We start from the raw sequence: 18,869 nt of genomic DNA, 5'->3' as shown, positions 1-18,869 counted from the left end.
TTATATGATTGATGTCCCTTGCTCTTCCTATTAAAATTTGAACTCTATTCGAAAAAATTGTAGAATAAATTTGAAATCAAACGTGAATCATAATTATTAAAAATTAAATAGATAATTTATCCACTGGAAGTGCCTTTGTTTAAGGCTGAGAGTAAAGAAAGAACTTTATAATTCCTGGAACCTGATCCAGTTTGCACTGGCGTAGGAAAGTGGCTTGCTAAATAACGTTCTATATAGACCAACGCTATTTCCTACGAAGGAGATAGCGTTTTTTTCATTTATTAGGAGTGATAGCCATCTTTATAGCGATAACAACTTACAAACATTTAACAGCGTCAGATTTACAACATTTTCTTGATATTAGTGAGGGGATTGATGGTTTACTCTTTCGTACCCCTATGTCTAGAGATGAGTTGCGTTCTTTTCTCAGCAGATTAATCGTTGCTGGATTCCCTAGAGATAAAATCATTGTCCATAGCGATGTCGAATTATTAGAAGCGCTAAATCTTACACGTTTACATTGTCGCGAGATGGACACGTTGGCATTCCACTATAAAGAACACCATCCAGAGGTGCAGGTTAGCATGTCAACGCACTCGGTTGACACTGTTAAACAGGCTTATCGACATCACTTGGATTATGTCTTTTATGGTCATATATTTCCAACCGCTTCTAAGCCAAATCAGCAACCTAGAACATCGTCCGAAATCAACGATGTTTTGCACGTGCCTATCCCGATTTATGCCATAGGTGGTATGACGGAAGATACGATACATCAACTGCCGCCTGGCTTTGCAGGTATTTGTGCAATCTCATACTTTATGAACGCATCTTTACAACAAATTCAACATCTACGAAAGGAGTGGTTGAAAGATGCATGACGTTCTTATTATTGGTTCTGGTGTCATCGGAATGTCCATTGCAAGACACCTTAGTCACACGCATCTCGACATCGCAATCGTTGACCGAGATATACCTGGTAAACATGCATCCTATAAAGCTGGTGGCATGTTAGGTGCTCAGAATGAATTTACAGAAGATAGTGATTTATTTCGACTTGCACTCGAGTCGCGAGACCTCTTTCCTGAATTATGCCAATCTTTACAAGATGAAACGGGCATTGATATTCAATATCAAGCATCTGGATTAATTAAAATTGCGAATCAACCTAGTGATGTAGCCCATTTACGTGCACAATATCAATTCCTACACGCATTAGATCACAATGTTGTTGCGCTCTCAGACAATGACTTCGCCGATTTAACGAATGGTAATGTCTCTGCAGCAGACATGGCTATTTATATCCCAAATGATGGACAAATCAATGCGAATCATTATACGAAAGCATTGTTTAAATCTCTGCAACAACGTCACATTACGCGCTACTTTAATACAGATGTTACTGACATTCATCGTCTGAATGGCTACTATCAAATCGCATCATCTAAAGGTGATTTATATGCTAAAAAGGTTATCGTTGCAGGTGGTGCATGGTCATCTCAACTATTAAAGCAGTATCAACTACCACGTGAGGTTGTTGGCGTTAAAGGTGAAGTCCTACTTGTGGAACACGATAATTTACATTTAAATCAAACGGTATTTACGACCAATGGATGTTATGTTGTGCCAAAACAACCCAACCGTTATTTAATTGGTGCTACGAGTGAATTTGATAATTATTCAGTAGGTAATACAACGCAAGGCATTTCCTGGTTGAAACATTATGCAACAGCACGTATTCCTGAACTTGCAAACGCACGTGTACTCAAACAATGGTCTGGCGTACGTCCGTACACAGAGAGTGAACTGCCAATTATGGACCAAATTGATGATGGCTTATATATGATTACCGGTCACTATCGTAATGGTATTTTATTATCTCCTGTGATCGGACGTGACATCGCAAATTGGCTATTAACTGGTATCAAACCAGCTCAATATAAATCTTTTAATGTCTCAAGGAGGTTAAATCATGAAATGTATCATTAATGGTGACACGTTCACGTTCGACTCGGAACAATCGATCCATCAAGTGCTCGAATCACTTGAGTTAGACCCACAACGTGTCATTGTTGAACATAATAAAACATTGATTAAGCAAGATGATTATCATCAACACACTGTGCGTGAAGATGATCAATTAGAACTATTAGAATTTGTTGGAGGCGGATAAAATGTTTAAAATTGGCAATTTAGAATTACACTCTCGTTTGTTATTAGGTACAGGGAAATTTGAAAATGAAGACATCCAAACTAAAGCGATTAAAGCTTCGGAAACAAATGTACTTACGTTCGCAGTTAGACGTATGAACCTGTATGATAAAAATTTACCTAACCCACTTGCAAATATTAATTTAAAAGACTTTATCACTTTTCCAAATACTGCTGGCGCTAAAACAGCTGAAGAAGCAATTCGTATTGCAGAAATCGCTAAACATGCGGGTGTATGTGACATGATTAAAGTAGAAGTTATAGGTGATGATGAAACATTATTACCTGATCCTTTCGAAACTTACGAAGCTTGTAAAGTATTACTTGAACGAGGTTATATTGTATGTCCTTACATTTCTAACGATGTTGTCTTAGCTAAACGTTTAGAAGATTTAGGTGTGCACGCCGTTATGCCGTTAGCCTCACCTATTGGAACAGGTCGTGGCATTAATAATCAACTGAATTTGAGCTACATTATTAAGAATTCAAATGTACCAGTTATTGTTGATGCAGGTATTGGTTCACCTAAAGATGCATGTCATGCGATGGAATTAGGTGCTGATGGCATCCTTTTAAATACGGCAGTATCAGGTGCGAAAGACCCTGTGAAAATGGCAGAAGCAATGAAGTTAGGCATTCACGCTGGTCGCTTATCTTATGAAGCAGGACGAATTCCAGTGAAATACACTGCCCAAGCATCAAGCCCAACTGAAGGTTTAGGATTCTTATAATGCAACGATACAATCGGCAAATGAGATTTTCACCGTTTGGTGCGCATGGCCAACATGCTTTATCGGATGCAACGTTGCTTATTTTAGGTGCCGGCGCATTAGGTAGTCATGTTGCTGAACTTCTTGCTCGTATGGGTGCACATCACATCGCAATTGTTGATATGGATATTGTTGAAACATCTAATTTACATCGACAAGCATTGTACACTGAGGCAGATGCATTCAATATGGTGCCTAAAGTACATGCTGTTCAACAACATATCGCAGACATCAATCATCATGTAGATGTACAAACGTATTATCAAGAAATCACTTCATCTAATATTGAAGATATTATCACCGACGTTAAACCCGATATCATCATTGATGGCATGGACCATTTCAAAATACGCTACCTTATAAATGAAGTATGTCATAAGCACCAAATCCCTTGGGTTTATGGTGCAGCTGTTGGCAATAAAGGAACCGTTTATGGTATTGATTTCAAAGGTCCTTGCCTAAAATGTCTTTTAAAACACATGCCATCCAGTGGTGAGAGTTGTGCGATTAACGGTGTTTTACCTCCTATTATTTCACAAGTGGCGAGTTACGAAGTTTCTGAAGTGCTACGTTACTTATCAGGGGAAGGCTTTTCAAAGAAATTAATTACGATTGATACATGGCAGATCGATTACAAAGCGATGAACGTCGATATATTACAAGACCATGCTTGTGACGTATGTGCCAATCGACACTATTCACTCTTAGAAACAAAACAACAACACCATATTGAAAGTTTATGTGGCCGTACCTACCTTTTCCGATATCAGCCTAATGTCTTTCAACATGCACATCATCTTCCTGGAACGCTTGTGAAGGCCACGTCTTTCGCAAAATTAATTAAAGATGACCATTACGAAATCACTTTATTTAAAGATGGCCGTATGAATGTCTATGGTGTCGAAGATGATGAAGAGGCAACGCAACTCTATCAACACTATTTAAAAGCAATGAAATAACGGTTGTCATTAGTTTATACAAGCAATTCATAGTAAATTTTATTATAATGAATTTACTATGAATTTTTTATTTTTGAAATCAAATGGTAAAAATTAATGTGATCGAGATGATTTCGACGCCGTAGATGGCTTTCGCAGTTATTGCGTTGTGTTGTCTCGAACGCTTCTAAAAGGAGTTCTTATATATAAATGGAACAATTAATTACTGATTTTATTAGTAAATGGGGTTATACAGCCATATTCATTCTTATCTTATTGGAGAATGTATTACCTGTAGTCCCTTCTGAAATTATACTTACGTTTGCTGGTTTGATGTCGGTTAAATCTGGTTTATCTATACCATTCCTATTCTTAATTTCAACAATCGCATCATTTATCGGGTTACTCATCTTGTATTATCTTTGCCGTTTAATTAATGAAGACAGTATTTATCGTTTTGTAGACAAACATGGTAAATGGTTTAAGCTGAAAGGTAAAGATGTTAAGCGCGCTAATGATTGGTTTAAACGTTATGGCGCATGGGCTGTACTGCTATGTCGCTTTATCCCAGTATTACGTGTACTCATCACAATCCCAGCTGGTATTAATAAAATGAATGTCGTTACGTTCGTCGTCTTATCATTATTAGGTACGACAATTTGGAACTTTGCCTTAATCTTACTCGGTCGTATGTTAAGTGGTAGTTTCGACGCTTTAATGGCCGGTTTACACACATACTCATACATTATGTACGTGATTATTATTCTTGCAGTTCTTTACGTGCTTTATAGAATATTCTTTAAAAATAGAAACCGCGTTAAGTAATATGTGAAAGCCTCAGAATCCATTGGTGACTGAGGCTTTTTTATTAAACAGTCGTATTTTAAGAATTAATTCTGACATTTTAAGCATCACCATTGAAAAAGTGATGCGTTTTAAAGATAATTAATGTAAGCGGTTTTATAAACTATCTACAATGAATATCAATTCCAAACAGGAGTGAAATACGATGACACAAACGACTGAAAGTGAATTACGAGAGAAGTATTTAGATTTATTATCACAACAATTTGATAGCCCTGAAAAGCTGGCAACAGAAATCGTCAATTTAGAGTCGATTTTAGAATTACCAAAAGGCACAGAACATTTCGTCAGTGACCTTCACGGTGAATATGAATCGTTCCAACATGTATTGCGTAATGGCTCTGGTAACGTTCGTTCTAAAATTAATGACCTTTATGCTAAAAAGTTATCTCAAAAAGAAATTGATGACTTGGCTGCGCTTGTCTATTATCCTGAAGAAAAATTAAAACTCGTTAAAAATAATTTCGACTCAAAAGGTAAATTAAATGTTTGGTATATCACTACAATTGAACAATTAATTGATTTGATTACCTATTGTTCATCAAAATATACACGTTCAAAATTACGTAAAGCATTGCCTAAAGAATATACATATATTGTTGAAGAACTACTTTATAAAAATAACGAATTTAACAATAAGAAATCCTACTATGAAACATTGGTAAATCAAATTATCGAGTTAGAGCAATCAGATGATTTAATTATTGGATTATCCTATAGTATTCAACGTCTTGTCGTTGACCATTTACATGTGGTTGGAGATATTTATGACCGTGGTCCGCAACCTGATAAGATTATGGACACGTTAATCAACTATCACTCTGTTGATATTCAATGGGGGAACCATGATGTTTTATGGATTGGTGCCTATGCAGGTTCTAAAGTCTGTTTAGCTAACCTACTTCGTATATGTGCACGCTATGACAATTTAGACATCATTGAAGATGCTTATGGCATTAATTTACGTCCGCTATTAACACTTGCAGAAGAACATTATAGCGGCAATAATCCATCATTCAAACCGAAGAAACGTCCTGATAAACCAGTTGGATTATCTAAACTTGAAGAGAGTCAAATCACTAAAATCCATCAAGCGATTGCGATGATTCAATTCAAACTAGAAATGCCAATCATTAAACGTCGTCCTAGCTTTGAAATGGAAGATCGACTAGTCTTGGAACAGATTAACTATGATACAAATGAAATCACCATTTATGGGAAAACATATCCTTTAAAAGATACATGTTTCAGTACCGTAGACCCAGAAGATCCTGGTAAATTATTACCTGAAGAAGAAGAAGTAATGAATAAATTGTTGCTTTCATTCCAACAATCTGAGAAATTAAAACGTCACATGTCCTTCTTGATGAAGAAAGGCAAACTTTACCTTCCATATAACGGTAATTTACTCATCCATGGCTGTATACCTGTTGATGAACACGGAGAAATGGAGTCGTTTGAAATTGAAGGTGAACAACATAAAGGACGTGACCTATTAGATGTCTTTGAAAGACATGTACGTTACGCCTACGATTACAAAGATATAACAGATGATTTATCTACTGATTTAGTATGGTATCTATGGACTGGTAAATATAGTTCTTTATTTGGTAAAAGGGCCATGACAACATTCGAACGTTACTTTATCGAAGACAAAGCTTCGCATAAAGAGCCTAAAAATCCATATTACTATTTACGAGAAGATGTGGATATGATTCGTAAAATGTTAAAAGACTTTGGCCTTAATCCAGATGAAGGTAGAATCATCAATGGTCATACACCTGTAAAAGAAATAGATGGTGAAGACCCTATTAAAGCAGATGGCAAAATGTTAGTGATCGACGGTGGTTTCTCGAAAGCATATCAAAAAACAACTGGTATTGCTGGCTATACATTACTGTACAATTCATTCGGCATGCAATTAGTCGCTCATCAACATTTCGATTCAAGAGATAAAGTATTATCAGATGGCGCAGATGAATTATCTGTTCGTCGAGTGGTTGATGAAGAATTACAACGCAAAAAAATTAGAGATACCAACGATGGTAAAGTACTCCAAGAACAAATCCGCATCTTAAAATTATTAATGCACGATAGATATTTGAACTAACATTTGACTAGACTGATATACAAAATTATGGGAGTGGGACAGAATTTGTTTTAAATTCATTGTCTCACTCCCTTTTAAGCATTATTTAAAAACTCATCATAATCCTTTTCTAATATACATCTCTTAAGATGCCGTATACCCCATGTTCATATTGCGGTATCGGTTTAGTACTCTTATTAAATGACACCACGCTACTATCATCAATATGATAAATAATCATATCATTATCAGTAATGTTATCGTATGCTTCCGCAGATACTTCAACAATATTTTTATTGGCAATCGTATTATCAAACCATCTTGGACTATGTGATTCATCAAATAAAATGTGATTGCGCAGCGGTCCATTTAAATTATTACGTGCTTGTTCGTCAGTAAAGGACACAGGCATCATACTCACATGATTCAAGCCGAACTCCGGTACCAACTCATTAAAAGCTAAACTATTAAAAATAAATGACTTGGTCATTAATAAACATTTATTGTAACGAATTAAATCTGCATATATTCGATCACTACTTGATAATAGATTCCCTTTAAACACCTCAAAGCCAAGTTCTTCCGCTTTATCTGATGTATTCTCAAATAGATTAAATACCATAACCGGTATATCATGTTCACGCAGTTTTGTACCTAAGTGGAATGAGAATTCACTTTCACCAACAATGATGACACCTGGTGGTTCAGTACTTGCTAGGCCAAACAACTTACTTAAAGGAATAAAGCTAAATCCATATATAACTACCGTAATAAAAACAAGGCCAAAGGTTACAGGCGTAATATAACTCGCCATTCTAGCATGGTTATCTAGAAATAACCCACTAAAGAATTGCGCAACAGTTAAAACGACAATCCCTCGTGGTGCCATTAAAGCAACAATCGCACGTTCTCTCTTCGTGATTTCTGTACCTATCGTTGATACTAAGACTGATATCGGACGTACCAAGACAATCATTGCAATCGCAAAGACTACTAATTGCCATGATAAAACATCCATTAATACCGATGATGTTAATGAAGATGTAATTAAAATAAAGACAGTCGATACAAGAATAGAGGATGCATTTTCAATGAAATGATCTGACTCCTTGTAAATTAAATCATGTCTCTTATAACGCGCCATCATTAAACCAAAAATTGTTACGGCTAATAGGCCAGATTCTTGTAATATTTGATCACAAATACTGAATACTAACAGAATAAACACTAACTGAATCGAAGGCATTAAATTCTGCGGGATGAAATCACGTTGGATTAGCCAATTGAAAATGAATGATGCGCCAAAGCCGATAATGGCTGTTGCTATAATTTTCAAAATGAAAATTAAAATGACTTGAACACCGAAGCCCTGTTCAAATATTTGATAAATATAAAACGCAGTTAATGCGAGTATAGGACCAATAGGATCTAAGATAATGCTTTCCCATCTTAAAATAGAATCTACGCTCTTACGCACTTTCGCTTGCTTTAGCAATGGCTGAATCACAGTTGGGCCAGTAATTAAAAATAACCCGCCCATTACAACCGCTACAGCAATTGGGAAATCTAAAATTTTATGTAATGCAAGCGCACCGAGTACCCAAGCGATAGCTGCGCCGATGGTAATAATTCGAATAACCGCTTTAGAAATGCCTTTTAATTCACGAAAATCCAAATTACTACTGCCTTCGAATAGGATTACCGCTACAGCTAATGACACGATAGGACTAAAGACCTCAGCCCCCAATGTTTCTTGAGGGTTTGCCAGTCCCAAGATTGGCCCAATGAGTAAGCCGACAATCGACATCACTACAATGGATGGCCACTTAATTTGCGTCGCTAACCATTGGCTAAATATACCTAACGCTAAAAATAGCACAATGATTAACATAACAGGTAAATCTAATGACATACCTACACCTTCCTCAATAAGAATCAACTTTTTTCAATACTGTGTCATACTATCAAACTTTGGTTACACCTGCATTACCAATTTATAAACAAGTTGTTAATGCCTTTGTCGGACACACAATGTTCACTTCGGGTAAACTTTCCTATTTATTTCTAACCTCATTTCGTCTAAAATAGATAATTGCGTTTAAACTATATGAATTAAGTAATGATTTGAAAGGAAATTTTAATTGTGCAACTTTTTAGAGAGACTATAATGGTAGCTTTCGCATTTGTGGGTGTTGTCGTTGGGGCTGGCTTTGCGACTGGTCAAGAAATATTTCAGTTCTTCACGAGTCATGGTAGCTATAGTATTACTGGTATTATCGTTACGGGGTTAATCATTACGTTAGCAGGCGTCTTCGTCTTAAACACTGGCTTTACGATTCAATCTCATAACCATTCTGAGTCTATTCAATATTATTTACATCCAATGATTGCACGTATTTTTGATATTATTTTAACTTTATTTTTGTTCTCTTTAGCGATGATTATGACTGCAGGTGGGGCCTCAACCATACATGAAAGTTTCGGATTACCTTATTGGTTAAGTTCATTGCTATTAGTATTATTTATTCTAATGACACTGTTTCTTAAATTTGAACGTTTGATTACCGTCTTAGGTATGGTGACCCCCTTCCTAGTCATTGTTGTTTCTATTATCGCCATCTATTATTTTATAACAGGAGATGTTAATTTTAGTGCAGCGAACCGCTTCAATGAACAACACGGTTTATCACTCGGTTGGTGGTTTGATGGATTAAATTATGCGAGTCTACAAATCGCAGCCGCATTTAGTTTTTTAAGTGTAATGGGCGGTCGCATGCAACATCGTCAGTCGGCGTTATGGGGTGGCATCTTAGGGGGTATCATCATTACATTATTGCTATTAATGATTAATCTAGGGCTCATTACAGAATTTGAACACATTCAATCTGTTGCATTGCCAACGCTACTACTGGCTAATCATATTTCACCTTTATTAGGTACAATGATGTCGATTATAATGATTTTAGTTATCTATAATACAATTGTTGGTCTTATGTATGCTTTTGCATCGCGTTTTACAGAGCCATTCTCCAAAGGGTACTTTGTACTCATCATTGCAATGGCTATCGTTACATTTATATGTACATTTATCGGCTTTATTTCTTTAATCGGAAAAGTCTTCCCCATCATGGGATTATTTGGTTTCATACTCCTTATCCCAATTTTGTATCAAGGATTTAAACACTTCGTACTATCTAAATAATTGAAAATACATTAAACAAGACTCAAAGACGTTAGCCATACATCTTTGAGTCTTATTTAATTATGAATTCAGGATTTCTTGTCCTTGCATTAATCCTGCTTGTGTAATTTCATGACTGTTCACCCAAACTTCAGTAACATGTGCGCCCTGTTGTTTAAATAAATTCATCACGTGCGCACTCTGATCCATTGAAACAATTGGATCATGTTTGCCCATAGATAATAATACTTCTACGTCACTCATATCTTTCGATGTGGTTACTTCAATGGGATACAGTGGCGCAAATAACAAGGCTTTTTTGAATGGTGCTGTGTCTCGTAACATTAAGTTAATCGCAATATTAGCGCCATTAGAGAACCCAACTAAGACTGTTGTAGTCAAATCAAAACGATAACGTTCAGCAGCGTCATATATAAAATCTAACAACCGTTGACCACGATAGTCTAAATCTTCTTCATCGTAGACACCTTCTGCAAGGCGTTTGAAATAACGATTCATACCATTTTCATTAATTTCTCCGCGAATACCTAATAGATTATAATCAGGATTTAAAGCTGTGCCGAGTGGAATCAGATCTGTTTCATCCCCACCAGTTCCGTGTAACAGTATTAATGTCGGTGCATTATCTTTACCTGGTCTATAAATATGTTCCATCAATCCACACTCCTTATTTTTCATTTAGTCTTAACGGTGTTAATTGAGATTCAATGTCGTATCGTCTGTCCTCGTAAAATGGTGGTAGCTGTAGTTGTTTACCTAACTCATCTACATCTTCATCGATCATAAAGCCAGGACCAGCAGTCGCAAATTCAAAGATTAATTTGCCAGGCTCTTTCATGTAAATCGCATGGAAATAAAATCGTTCTTTCACATCCGTCACATGCATCCCTTTATTTAGAAGATAGTCACGCCATTGTACATGTACCTCGTCATTTGGGACTGACCACGCAATATGATGGAAGGTGCCACCACCCCAACGTACAGGTTGTGGGTTTATAAATTTCTGAATAATAATTTGATGATGCACACTACCCACAGTTTGATACTGAACATTGTCATCTGTTTCTTGAATGTATTCTAGCCCCAAATCATCACGTAGTAATGCTTCTGTTGCTTGTGGGTCAGCTGATAACATCGTGACACCGTGAAATCCTATGATGTCATTGTTCGCATGTGTTTCATGACTTTCAACCATTGCTAATGTCAATCCATGACGATCTTCAAATTCCAATGTGGCTTGATTAAAAGAAAACGTTTGACGGGTTTGGATACCATTCGCATGTAATTTCATTTCCCAATGCGCCATACTATCTTTCGGTATGCTAAACGCTAATCGTCCAACTTGACCTGAACCAATACGCCCTCTATAACGATTTGGCCAATTAAAGAAAGTAAGCACCATATCTTGTTGTGCTTTATGATTTGAGAAATACAAATGATACGTTGACGTATCATCAAAATTTACTGTCTGTTTAATTAAAGATAAGTTTAATACATTCGTATAGAAATCGTATGTCTCTTGCGCATCGCCAACAATCGCCGAAATATGATGAATATGTGTAATAGGTTCCATCATTGAATCCTCCTTAGTTATCACTTTTACCGGTAGTATCAAAAGGTCGTACTTGAGATTCGATTGTCTCTCTTTGTTCTTCTAAAAATGGCGGTAATGATAATTTTTCACCTAGCGTCTCATATGGTTCATCTTCCATAAATCCAGGACCATCAGTAGAAATTTCCAACAAGATGTGGCCTAGACGTGCGTATAAGGCTTCAAAATAAAAGCGATCTACTAAACCAGAATGAGGTATACCTATGTCATTGTATTTGTGCAACCATTGTTCAATCGCTTGATGATCTTTAACCCTAAATGATACATGATGTACTTCACCATATCCTTGAACAGCAACTGGCCCATCTTCATCTCTTCTTAGAATCACTTGACCACCATTACCACCGTCACCAACTTCGAGCAATGCTACATTGTCTTCATCTATGATTGTTCGCATGCCATAAACACGTTCTAACAAACGCTTGAAATCATCAAAGTAGCTCACCGTAATTTCGATTGGTCCTAAACCATAAATCGCTTTATCCTCAGGAACCGGGCCGTTCTTCCAAGGTTTGCCAGGTGACACGCCGCTATCGCCCTCATCAGATACTAATTGATAATCTTGTCCATCTGCTTCTTGAAAAGGCAATACCTTCTTACCTAATACGTCTTGGATTCCTTCATGCTTCACACCAAACGCATCAAAACGTTGCATATAATAGGTTAGTGCCTCATCATTTGGTACACGGAATGATGGTTTCGTAATCGAATTTGTCCCCTTACGTCCTTGTGGTATACCAGGAAAGTCAAAGAATGTCATATCAGTACCTGCTGACCCTTCATCATCTGCAAAAAAGGTGTGATACGTTTGAATATCATCTTGGTTTACCGTCTTCTTAACAAGTCTCATACCAAGTACTTCTGTAAAAAATTTATAGTTACGTTCAGCATCATCTGTAATCGCCGTTACGTGATGAATACCTAACAAATTAGTGTCTATCATAAGTCACCCTCCATTTATTTCGATTTCGAGATAATTTAAGTTAAAAAATTAAAGTGCACAGGTTTACACTTCTGCTGTTTGTGCACTTAATTTTTTGAATGCTTGTTGAATCGTTATCAATTCTTCTTCTGATAGAACAGAAAACGCCTGTTCTAACGTAGCAGCATGTTGGGGGAAAATGTCTGCCATAAATTGTTGCCCTTTGTCGGTAAGTGTTGCATTATATACGCGCTTATCTGATGGGTCTTTGTCACGCGTAATCCAACCCTTCTCTTCTAATTGACTCACTACGTATGAAATACTACTACTTGCGATGAGCACCCTATCTCTAATACGTTGAATCGGTTGTGGGCCTTTACTATAAAGTAATTCTAATACTGCGAATTCTGTGACATTCAGTCCATAGTTTTTCACATCTTGCTGTACGATTTTTTCTAATCTATCTAATGCTCTATTAAGACCAATAAATGCTTTCAATGAATGTTCCGTGCGATCCATTAACGCACCACCTTTAATTTATTTCTATTTCGAGATAAATTGTACACGTATTTCAACTTATCGTCAATATGTTAGTTCTATTATAAATTTATGTGCGTTTGATTACTATCTTTTTTAAAAAGAAATAAGCATGGAAATGGTAGTTACAGGGAATACTAACGTTGGAGGTGTCTCAAATGACCAATCAATTATTTATTAACAATGAATTTGTAGAGAGTAAGTCTAATAACACAATGGACGTTATCAACCCTGCAACAGGTGAAACATTTGATACAATTACTTTCGCAACTGAGGACGAAGTTAACGAGGCAATCGAAAAATCTAAACATGCACAACTTGAATGGGAAAACGTGCCCGCACCTACACGTGCAGAGCATGTAAAATTATTAATTCCTTTATTAGAGCAGAACAAAGACGCGTTAGCCCAATTGTATGTTCAAGAACAAGGTAAAACGTTGGCACAAGCTGAAGGTGAAATTGATAAAGCGATACAATTTATCGACTATATGACAAGTTTAAGCATGCGTAATAAAGGCGAAGTCCTACAAAATAGCGTAGTGAATGAAACCATTCAATTAATAAAGAAACCAGTGGGCGTGACTGCCGGTATTATTCCATGGAACGCACCCATTATGGTCTTAATGCGTAAAGTTATTCCTGCACTTGTAACGGGGTGCTCAATCGTCATCAAACCAAGTGAAGAGACGACATTACTCACTTTACGTTTGGCTGAATTATTCCGTGCTTCAACAATACCAGCCGGCCTAATTCAAATCGTACCAGGTACTGGAGAAACAGTTGGTACGCAACTCGCCACACATCAAGATGTTCAACTTATATCGTTAACAGGAAGTATGCGTGCAGGTAAAGCCGTTTATCAACATGCAGCTAATACTGTTAAAAAAGTAAATCTAGAATTGGGCGGTAATGCACCTGTCTTAGTGACGCCGCATGCAAACTTAGACAAAGCAGTAGATTATATTGTAACTGCGCGAATTAATAATGCAGGTCAAGTATGTACGTGTCCAGAACGTATCTTCGTTCATGAAGATGTGCACACAGACTTTGTCAATAAAGCCAAACAACGTATGAGTGAATTACAAGTGGGCGATCCGTTAGATGCTAATACGGATTTTGGTGCCATTATTAATCAAACACAGTTAGATAGTATTGATCGCAAAGTACAAGACGCTATTCAAAATGGTGCTGACTTAGTCTTAGGTGGTCATAAATTAAATCGTGCTGGTTTCTTCTATGCGCCTACCATTTTAGACAATGTTAAAAAAGAAGACAGTGCCTTTAAAGAAGAAATCTTTGGTCCTGTCCTAGCTATTACAACTTATAATGACTTTGATGAAGCAATTGATGCCGCAAATGATACAAATGCAGGGTTATCTTCTTATATCTTCTCAGAGAATTTAAAAGAAGTCATGAAAGCGACAGAACGCTTGAAGTTCGGTGAAGTTTATGCGAATTGCGAAGCAGAAGAAGTCGTTAATGGCTACCACGCTGGCTGGAGAGAATCTGGCTTAGGTGGTGCAGATGGTATTCACGGTTTCGAAGAATACTACAATACAACTGTAAGCTATATTAGATATGAATAATGAGATATAAATCCCCTAATTCCTGTAAAAAGGATTAGGGGGTTTTTAATGATTTAATGCTTTATCTAATGCTTTAATGTTCTGCTTCATGATTGATTGGAAAGTTAAATCTTTATCATTAGCTTGTTCTTTGGATAATACAGACAAATTATTAAAACTTAATGGTTCTGCATTGGTCTCGTCACGAATAACATCCGTTATCTTAGAAGTAATATTCTGTTCATAAAGTATATAGGGTTGTTGCGTATGATTAATTTGTTTAATAAGTGCAAGAATATCCTTTTGGCTTGGTTCTTCATTATTCATACCACTTACCCCCTCTTGTTGGAAGTGGTAACGTTCTGCTAAATAACCTAATGAATCATGCGAAATAATAACTTTATGCCTTTTAGGATGTTCAGTAATTACTTTTAATTTTTGATCTAAATCTGTTAAGTCTTGATTTAATTTTTTAAAATTATGCTCATAATATGCTTTGTGTTGAGGGTCTCTTTTGACTAAATCATTCTTAATTTTTTCTGCAAAATGCTTATCTAGTACTGGGTCTAGCCAAACATGTGGATCATGACTGCTCGCTTCATGATTATGTTGATGCTCGTGTTCATCATGGTCATGGTCTTCTTCAAGTAATGTATGATGGTTTAAATCAGACGCAACGGCTAATTTCATATCATTATTCGTCATTGATTCTGTAATCGTCTTAGCAACTGGATCTAGGTCGTCACTTGAATAGATAAACACATCACTTTTCGCAATATTAATCATATCTCTTTGTGTTGGTTCATATGTATGCGTGTCTGCACCCGGAGGATAAATCGTATCAACATTGACGTATTTGCCACCAATTTGTTTAGTGAAACTTTCAAATGCAAATACGGTAGTATAAATATTTAATTTATTATCCGTTGAAATATCTTTCTTTTTGGCACTCGAATATTGTTCTGTGCTACAAGCCGTTACAGTCATACAGAGACACAAAACAATAAAGAAATAGATTATCCTCTTCACACAGACCCCTCCAAGACGTAGCAAATTCGTTTACAACTATATCTTTAATAATGTAATAATGCAATATTTATATTTATTATCTATTTTGTATTTTAATATTTAGTTCATGCATGTTTCGGATTGCTTCAAAAGTGATACATATAAGTATGACATTATTAAAGGAGTGACGTTATATGGCACAAGATATTAAAAAAGGTAACCAACAATTCTATGTTGGAGAAGATGAACACAATGCGCAAGCAGTCATTACGTTTAAACAAGTAGATAATAATGAAATTGATATTGATCACACTGGTGTTGCAGATGAACTAGGTGGACAAGGTTTAGGCAAACAATTAGTTGAAGCTGTTGTCAATTATGCAAGAGAAAACAACTTAAAAATTATCGCATCTTGTCCATTTGCGAAAAATGTATTAGAAAAAATGAAGATTATCAAGATGTTTATCTTGGATAATCCACTTCAAATATAACGACGCGCACATAAGCGTTCACGCACATTAAATCGATACAGAGCTTTTAGGCTATAATCAGGCTTGTATAGTGAGCCTGGGACATAAATAATAAGATGATGCTATTTTGCAAATTCGCAGTAGCTGACTGAACTGAGAAGGCGCTTAATTTAAGCTTTTCTCAGTTCTAGTCATCCTTGCGGGGGTGGGACAACGAATTTTAAAAGAATTCTGTCCCTCTCCCTTTTTTCATGCATTTAAAATTTAGAAAACAACTTCCTTGCTTAATTTAATGATTAGTAGTATATTTATTATACTTAATATAAATAATAAATGAAGATGATCCATTCATCTTAGGAGGCACTACATTATGAATGCATTTCACACTACTGAAGCAACACAAGTTACGAATATTACATTGAACGTTGAAGACTTAACTAAAATGACTAACTTTTATAAAAACATTCTTGGATTTTCAATTAAAGAACAAGACGACCAACACGTTATTTTCAATGTTGGCGCAAATGGACATACATTAACATTACACTATCTTGAAGATGGACGTCGTCCAGGATTTAGAGAAGCTGGTTTGTTCCATATTGCTTACTTACTCCCTACACGTGCAGATTTAGCAAACTTTTTATTCCACGCTAGTCGTTTAAACGTACCTGTAGGTGGTGGCGATCACCTTGTTAGTGAAGCATTATACTTTAATGATCCGGAAGGTAACGGCATTGAAGTATATCAAGATCGTCCATCTGAAGAATGGCAATGGGATGGTCATTTCGTAAAAATGGATACACTTGCTGTAGATGCAGATGATTTAATTGCACAACGTACAGAAGACGGTTGGGCTGGTTGGCCAGCTGATGGCAAAATCGGGCACTTGCATCTTAAAACACACGATTTAGGACAGGCACGTGACTTTTATATTGAACAAATTGGATTAGAACATATTTCTAATTTCCCACAAGCATTATTTATGTCTACACAAAACTATCATCATCATATCGCCGCTAATGTTTGGCAATCAAATCAAGTTAGAACAGATAATGACAATACTTACGGCTTAGTTCACTTTGATATCTATAAACCCAATGCTAAAGAAGAAAATATAACGTCACCTGAAGGTTTCGATATTACAGTTCATAGTGATACAAGCGTAGTTCCTGGATAGAATGATTCGTTTAATCACTACTTGCCATCGTTTAATAAACACACCATTTAAAAAGGATTGAGAGAAGATAAATGACTTTGTCTTCTCTCAATCCTTATTTTTTATGATTTCATATTATTTACTTCTCGCATTGCAAATTGACGGACTCGATTTTCATCCTCTTTAACCCATCCAGGTATTAAAAATGCATCAATAATCACCCAGATTAATGTCGGGATACCAAAGGTAAACCATGCTGTTAATATGGTAAGTACTAATAAACCTACTGCAGAACCCGTTTTACCATGATAAAAACGATGTCCACCAAATCCACCTAGGAAGAACCATAATACATAAGAGATAAGCGCTGTTTTTGAACGATTCGCTACTTGTTGCTCAATATACGTTTTTTCTTCTAAATTCATCACATTGTCCCCATTCCTAAATATTAAATTAGTTAATGATTAAACTATCAATTTAATTCTAATTCAAATCATATTATATTTATCAGGATGGTCACATATTGTCCTTAGCTTATTTTTTATTCTTCAACAAGTTTTCGATACTTTCTTACTGTGTCAAAATCGCTATCTTTCGCTTTCTCATAGCCTTGATGTCCATAAATATCTGTCAGTATTGTTTTACCTTTCTTTGTTTTACTCATCTCTAAAAATGCGTTACTGATTTTTGTTTTCCATTGCTGATTCATATCACTACGCACTGAAATCGTATCATTAGGTATTTTTTCTGTTCTATAAATCACTTTAGTATCTTTATAGATATTTGGGTAATCACGTTTTAAATCTGTGCGTGCATCCTGGTATATTGCTACGGCATCGACATCACCATTTAACAATGCTATCAATGCTTGATCATGACCTTTGATTTGAGCAATTTTAATGTCATTTTGATGGATATGTACCTTTTTTAAGCTAGCCATAGGATAAATATATCCAGATGTAGATTCTGGATCTTGTAACCCTACCTTCTTACCTTTTAAATCTTCTAACGTCTGTAAATGACTATTTTGACGTACTACAATTTGTGAACGATAGTAGTCGACTAATTTCGAAGTTGGATGTCCTTTATCATCTACCAAATAACCTTTAGATTTTAATAGTACATCTGCAGCACCTTGGTCATGCGCGATTGTATAAGACACAGGTGAAATAAAGGCCACATCTACTTTTTTTGATTTTAATGCTTCTACCATCGTATTATAGTTAGTCGCTATATGTACCTTCACAGGAATGCCTAATTCTTTTGATAACAGTTGTTGTAATGGTTTAACTTTAGCATCTAATGTCTTTGCATTTTGTGAAGGTACAAATTCAACATTTAGCGTTTCTGGTTTATAATCGTCTGAACGTTTGTCCTCTTTTGGTGAGCAACCACTGAGTGCGACGACGAGCACGATAAAGCTCATGAATAATACAATTATTTTTTTCATCATTTTTCCTTTTGTAAAATATAAATTTTAAAGACTTAAATTGTATTATAACGTATTTCTATTATAAAGAAGTGT

18 protein-coding genes, 1 pseudogene and 1 riboswitch are annotated in these 18,869 nt (G+C 36.0%); of the genes and pseudogenes, 11 read left to right on the top strand and 8 right to left on the bottom strand.

Going from position 1 to position 18,869, the window contains the following annotated elements; genetic code table 11:
* The first annotated feature begins 115 nt into the window (after positions 1-115).
* Positions 116-225, top strand: a riboswitch (TPP riboswitch).
* Positions 226-290: 65 nt separating this feature from the next.
* The 7 genes from KA909_RS05330 (at position 291) to KA909_RS05300 (ending at position 6,893) form a co-directional block, all read left to right on the top strand.
* The gene (locus tag KA909_RS05330; RefSeq protein WP_075108213.1) at positions 291-881 is read left to right on the top strand and encodes a thiamine phosphate synthase; all 591 of its coding nucleotides are present in this window, start codon (positions 291-293) and stop codon (positions 879-881) included.
* Complete coding sequence (gene thiO, locus KA909_RS05325; protein ID WP_210130023.1) at positions 874-1,989, top strand: glycine oxidase ThiO; 1,116 nt, start codon at positions 874-876, stop codon at positions 1,987-1,989. The genes KA909_RS05330 and thiO overlap by 8 nt, the downstream gene beginning before the upstream one ends.
* On the top strand, positions 1,973-2,173 hold the full coding sequence (gene thiS, locus KA909_RS05320) for a sulfur carrier protein ThiS (RefSeq protein WP_053028784.1): 201 nt from the start codon (positions 1,973-1,975) through the stop codon (positions 2,171-2,173). The genes thiO and thiS overlap by 17 nt, the downstream gene beginning before the upstream one ends.
* Before the next feature lies 1 nt (position 2,174).
* On the top strand, positions 2,175-2,942 hold the full coding sequence (locus KA909_RS05315) for a thiazole synthase (RefSeq protein WP_053028785.1): 768 nt from the start codon (positions 2,175-2,177) through the stop codon (positions 2,940-2,942).
* Positions 2,942-3,940 (top strand): ThiF family adenylyltransferase, encoded by a 999-nt coding sequence (locus KA909_RS05310; protein ID WP_193838964.1) that lies wholly within the window; start codon positions 2,942-2,944, stop codon positions 3,938-3,940. The genes KA909_RS05315 and KA909_RS05310 overlap by 1 nt, the downstream gene beginning before the upstream one ends.
* A gap of 189 nt (positions 3,941-4,129) precedes the next feature.
* Positions 4,130-4,744, top strand: coding sequence for an undecaprenyl phosphate transporter UptA (gene uptA, locus KA909_RS05305; RefSeq protein WP_053028787.1), 615 nt, complete (start codon positions 4,130-4,132; stop codon positions 4,742-4,744).
* Between the two features lie 184 nt (positions 4,745-4,928).
* The gene (locus KA909_RS05300) at positions 4,929-6,893 is read left to right on the top strand and encodes a fructose-1,6-bisphosphatase (protein ID WP_075108143.1); all 1,965 of its coding nucleotides are present in this window, start codon (positions 4,929-4,931) and stop codon (positions 6,891-6,893) included.
* 109 nt (positions 6,894-7,002) lie between these two features.
* Here the strand turns inward: KA909_RS05300 and KA909_RS05295 are convergent, their stop codons facing one another.
* Positions 7,003-8,784, bottom strand: a complete 1,782-nt coding sequence (locus KA909_RS05295; protein WP_193838963.1) for a cation:proton antiporter — start codon at positions 8,782-8,784, stop codon at positions 7,003-7,005.
* A 255-nt stretch (positions 8,785-9,039) separates the two neighbouring features.
* Here KA909_RS05295 and KA909_RS05290 point away from each other — a divergent pair, with 255 nt between their 5' ends.
* Positions 9,040-10,074: a YkvI family membrane protein gene (locus tag KA909_RS05290; RefSeq protein WP_245339351.1), complete on the top strand. Its 1,035-nt coding sequence runs from the start codon at positions 9,040-9,042 to the stop codon at positions 10,072-10,074.
* A 60-nt stretch (positions 10,075-10,134) separates the two neighbouring features.
* Here KA909_RS05290 and mhqD read toward each other — a convergent pair whose 3' ends face one another.
* The 4 genes from mhqD to mhqR all read right to left on the bottom strand — a co-directional run bounded on the left by mhqD (position 10,135) and on the right by mhqR (position 13,127).
* A complete protein-coding gene (gene mhqD / locus KA909_RS05285) occupies positions 10,135-10,728 on the bottom strand; it encodes a methylhydroquinone degradation carboxylesterase MhqD (protein ID WP_193838961.1) in 594 nt (197 codons plus the stop codon).
* A 13-nt stretch (positions 10,729-10,741) separates the two neighbouring features.
* Positions 10,742-11,650, bottom strand: coding sequence for a VOC family protein (locus KA909_RS05280; protein WP_193838960.1), 909 nt, complete (start codon positions 11,648-11,650; stop codon positions 10,742-10,744).
* Positions 11,651-11,660: 10 nt separating this feature from the next.
* Entirely contained in the window at positions 11,661-12,629 is a 969-nt protein-coding gene (mhqE, locus tag KA909_RS05275; protein ID WP_193838959.1) for a ring-cleaving dioxygenase MhqE, read from the bottom strand.
* A 63-nt stretch (positions 12,630-12,692) separates the two neighbouring features.
* Positions 12,693-13,127 (bottom strand): MarR family transcriptional regulator MhqR, encoded by a 435-nt coding sequence (mhqR, locus tag KA909_RS05270; protein WP_193838958.1) that lies wholly within the window; start codon positions 13,125-13,127, stop codon positions 12,693-12,695.
* Between the two features lie 176 nt (positions 13,128-13,303).
* Here mhqR and aldA point away from each other — a divergent pair, with 176 nt between their 5' ends.
* Positions 13,304-14,731 (top strand): aldehyde dehydrogenase, encoded by a 1,428-nt coding sequence (aldA, locus tag KA909_RS05265; RefSeq protein ID WP_193838957.1) that lies wholly within the window; start codon positions 13,304-13,306, stop codon positions 14,729-14,731.
* A 45-nt stretch (positions 14,732-14,776) separates the two neighbouring features.
* Here the strand turns inward: aldA and KA909_RS05260 are convergent, their stop codons facing one another.
* Positions 14,777-15,739, bottom strand: a complete 963-nt coding sequence (locus tag KA909_RS05260; protein ID WP_193838956.1) for a metal ABC transporter solute-binding protein, Zn/Mn family — start codon at positions 15,737-15,739, stop codon at positions 14,777-14,779.
* 173 nt (positions 15,740-15,912) lie between these two features.
* Here KA909_RS05260 and KA909_RS05255 point away from each other — a divergent pair.
* Positions 15,913-16,193: pseudogene (locus KA909_RS05255) on the top strand (GNAT family N-acetyltransferase).
* 365 nt (positions 16,194-16,558) lie between these two features.
* Positions 16,559-17,365 carry a VOC family protein gene (locus KA909_RS05250; protein ID WP_075108152.1) on the top strand — a complete coding sequence of 269 codons (807 nt, stop codon included), beginning with the start codon at positions 16,559-16,561 and terminating at the stop codon, positions 17,363-17,365.
* Positions 17,366-17,466: 101 nt separating this feature from the next.
* On the opposite strand, the gene KA909_RS05245 is transcribed toward KA909_RS05250, so the two are convergent.
* Both KA909_RS05245 and KA909_RS05240 read right to left on the bottom strand, forming a co-directional pair.
* Positions 17,467-17,769 (bottom strand): TM2 domain-containing protein, encoded by a 303-nt coding sequence (locus KA909_RS05245; protein ID WP_070854732.1) that lies wholly within the window; start codon positions 17,767-17,769, stop codon positions 17,467-17,469.
* 116 nt (positions 17,770-17,885) lie between these two features.
* Complete coding sequence (locus tag KA909_RS05240) at positions 17,886-18,794, bottom strand: phosphate/phosphite/phosphonate ABC transporter substrate-binding protein (RefSeq protein WP_210130021.1); 909 nt, start codon at positions 18,792-18,794, stop codon at positions 17,886-17,888.
* Positions 18,795-18,869: the final 75 nt, after the last annotated feature.

It is taken from the genome of Staphylococcus sp. GDX8P54P, assembly GCF_017893165.1.
GTDB classification, from domain to species: domain Bacteria; phylum Bacillota; class Bacilli; order Staphylococcales; family Staphylococcaceae; genus Staphylococcus; species Staphylococcus borealis.
The sequence above is the reverse complement of the archived record's forward strand: the minus strand, read 5'-3'. Positions and strand labels throughout refer to the sequence as shown.

Excerpts from the sequence above, each read along its gene's own strand:
- thiO (WP_210130023.1), top strand. The coding sequence starts at position 874 with ATGCATGACGTTCTTATTATTGGTTCTGGTGTCATCGGAATGTCCATT.
- thiS (WP_053028784.1), top strand. The coding sequence starts at position 1,973 with ATGAAATGTATCATTAATGGTGACACGTTCACGTTCGACTCGGAACAA.
- KA909_RS05315 (WP_053028785.1), top strand. The coding sequence starts at position 2,175 with ATGTTTAAAATTGGCAATTTAGAATTACACTCTCGTTTGTTATTAGGT.
- KA909_RS05310 (WP_193838964.1), top strand. The coding sequence starts at position 2,942 with ATGCAACGATACAATCGGCAAATGAGATTTTCACCGTTTGGTGCGCAT.
- uptA (WP_053028787.1), top strand. The coding sequence starts at position 4,130 with ATGGAACAATTAATTACTGATTTTATTAGTAAATGGGGTTATACAGCC.
- KA909_RS05300 (WP_075108143.1), top strand. The coding sequence starts at position 4,929 with ATGACACAAACGACTGAAAGTGAATTACGAGAGAAGTATTTAGATTTA.
- KA909_RS05295 (WP_193838963.1), bottom strand. The coding sequence starts at position 8,784 with ATGTCATTAGATTTACCTGTTATGTTAATCATTGTGCTATTTTTAGCG.
- KA909_RS05290 (WP_245339351.1), top strand. The coding sequence starts at position 9,040 with ATGGTAGCTTTCGCATTTGTGGGTGTTGTCGTTGGGGCTGGCTTTGCG.
- mhqD (WP_193838961.1), bottom strand. The coding sequence starts at position 10,728 with ATGGAACATATTTATAGACCAGGTAAAGATAATGCACCGACATTAATA.
- KA909_RS05280 (WP_193838960.1), bottom strand. The coding sequence starts at position 11,650 with ATGATGGAACCTATTACACATATTCATCATATTTCGGCGATTGTTGGC.
- mhqE (WP_193838959.1), bottom strand. The coding sequence starts at position 12,629 with ATGATAGACACTAATTTGTTAGGTATTCATCACGTAACGGCGATTACA.
- mhqR (WP_193838958.1), bottom strand. The coding sequence starts at position 13,127 with ATGGATCGCACGGAACATTCATTGAAAGCATTTATTGGTCTTAATAGA.
- aldA (WP_193838957.1), top strand. The coding sequence starts at position 13,304 with ATGACCAATCAATTATTTATTAACAATGAATTTGTAGAGAGTAAGTCT.
- KA909_RS05250 (WP_075108152.1), top strand. The coding sequence starts at position 16,559 with ATGAATGCATTTCACACTACTGAAGCAACACAAGTTACGAATATTACA.
- KA909_RS05245 (WP_070854732.1), bottom strand. The coding sequence starts at position 17,769 with ATGAATTTAGAAGAAAAAACGTATATTGAGCAACAAGTAGCGAATCGT.
- KA909_RS05240 (WP_210130021.1), bottom strand. The coding sequence starts at position 18,794 with ATGAAAAAAATAATTGTATTATTCATGAGCTTTATCGTGCTCGTCGTC.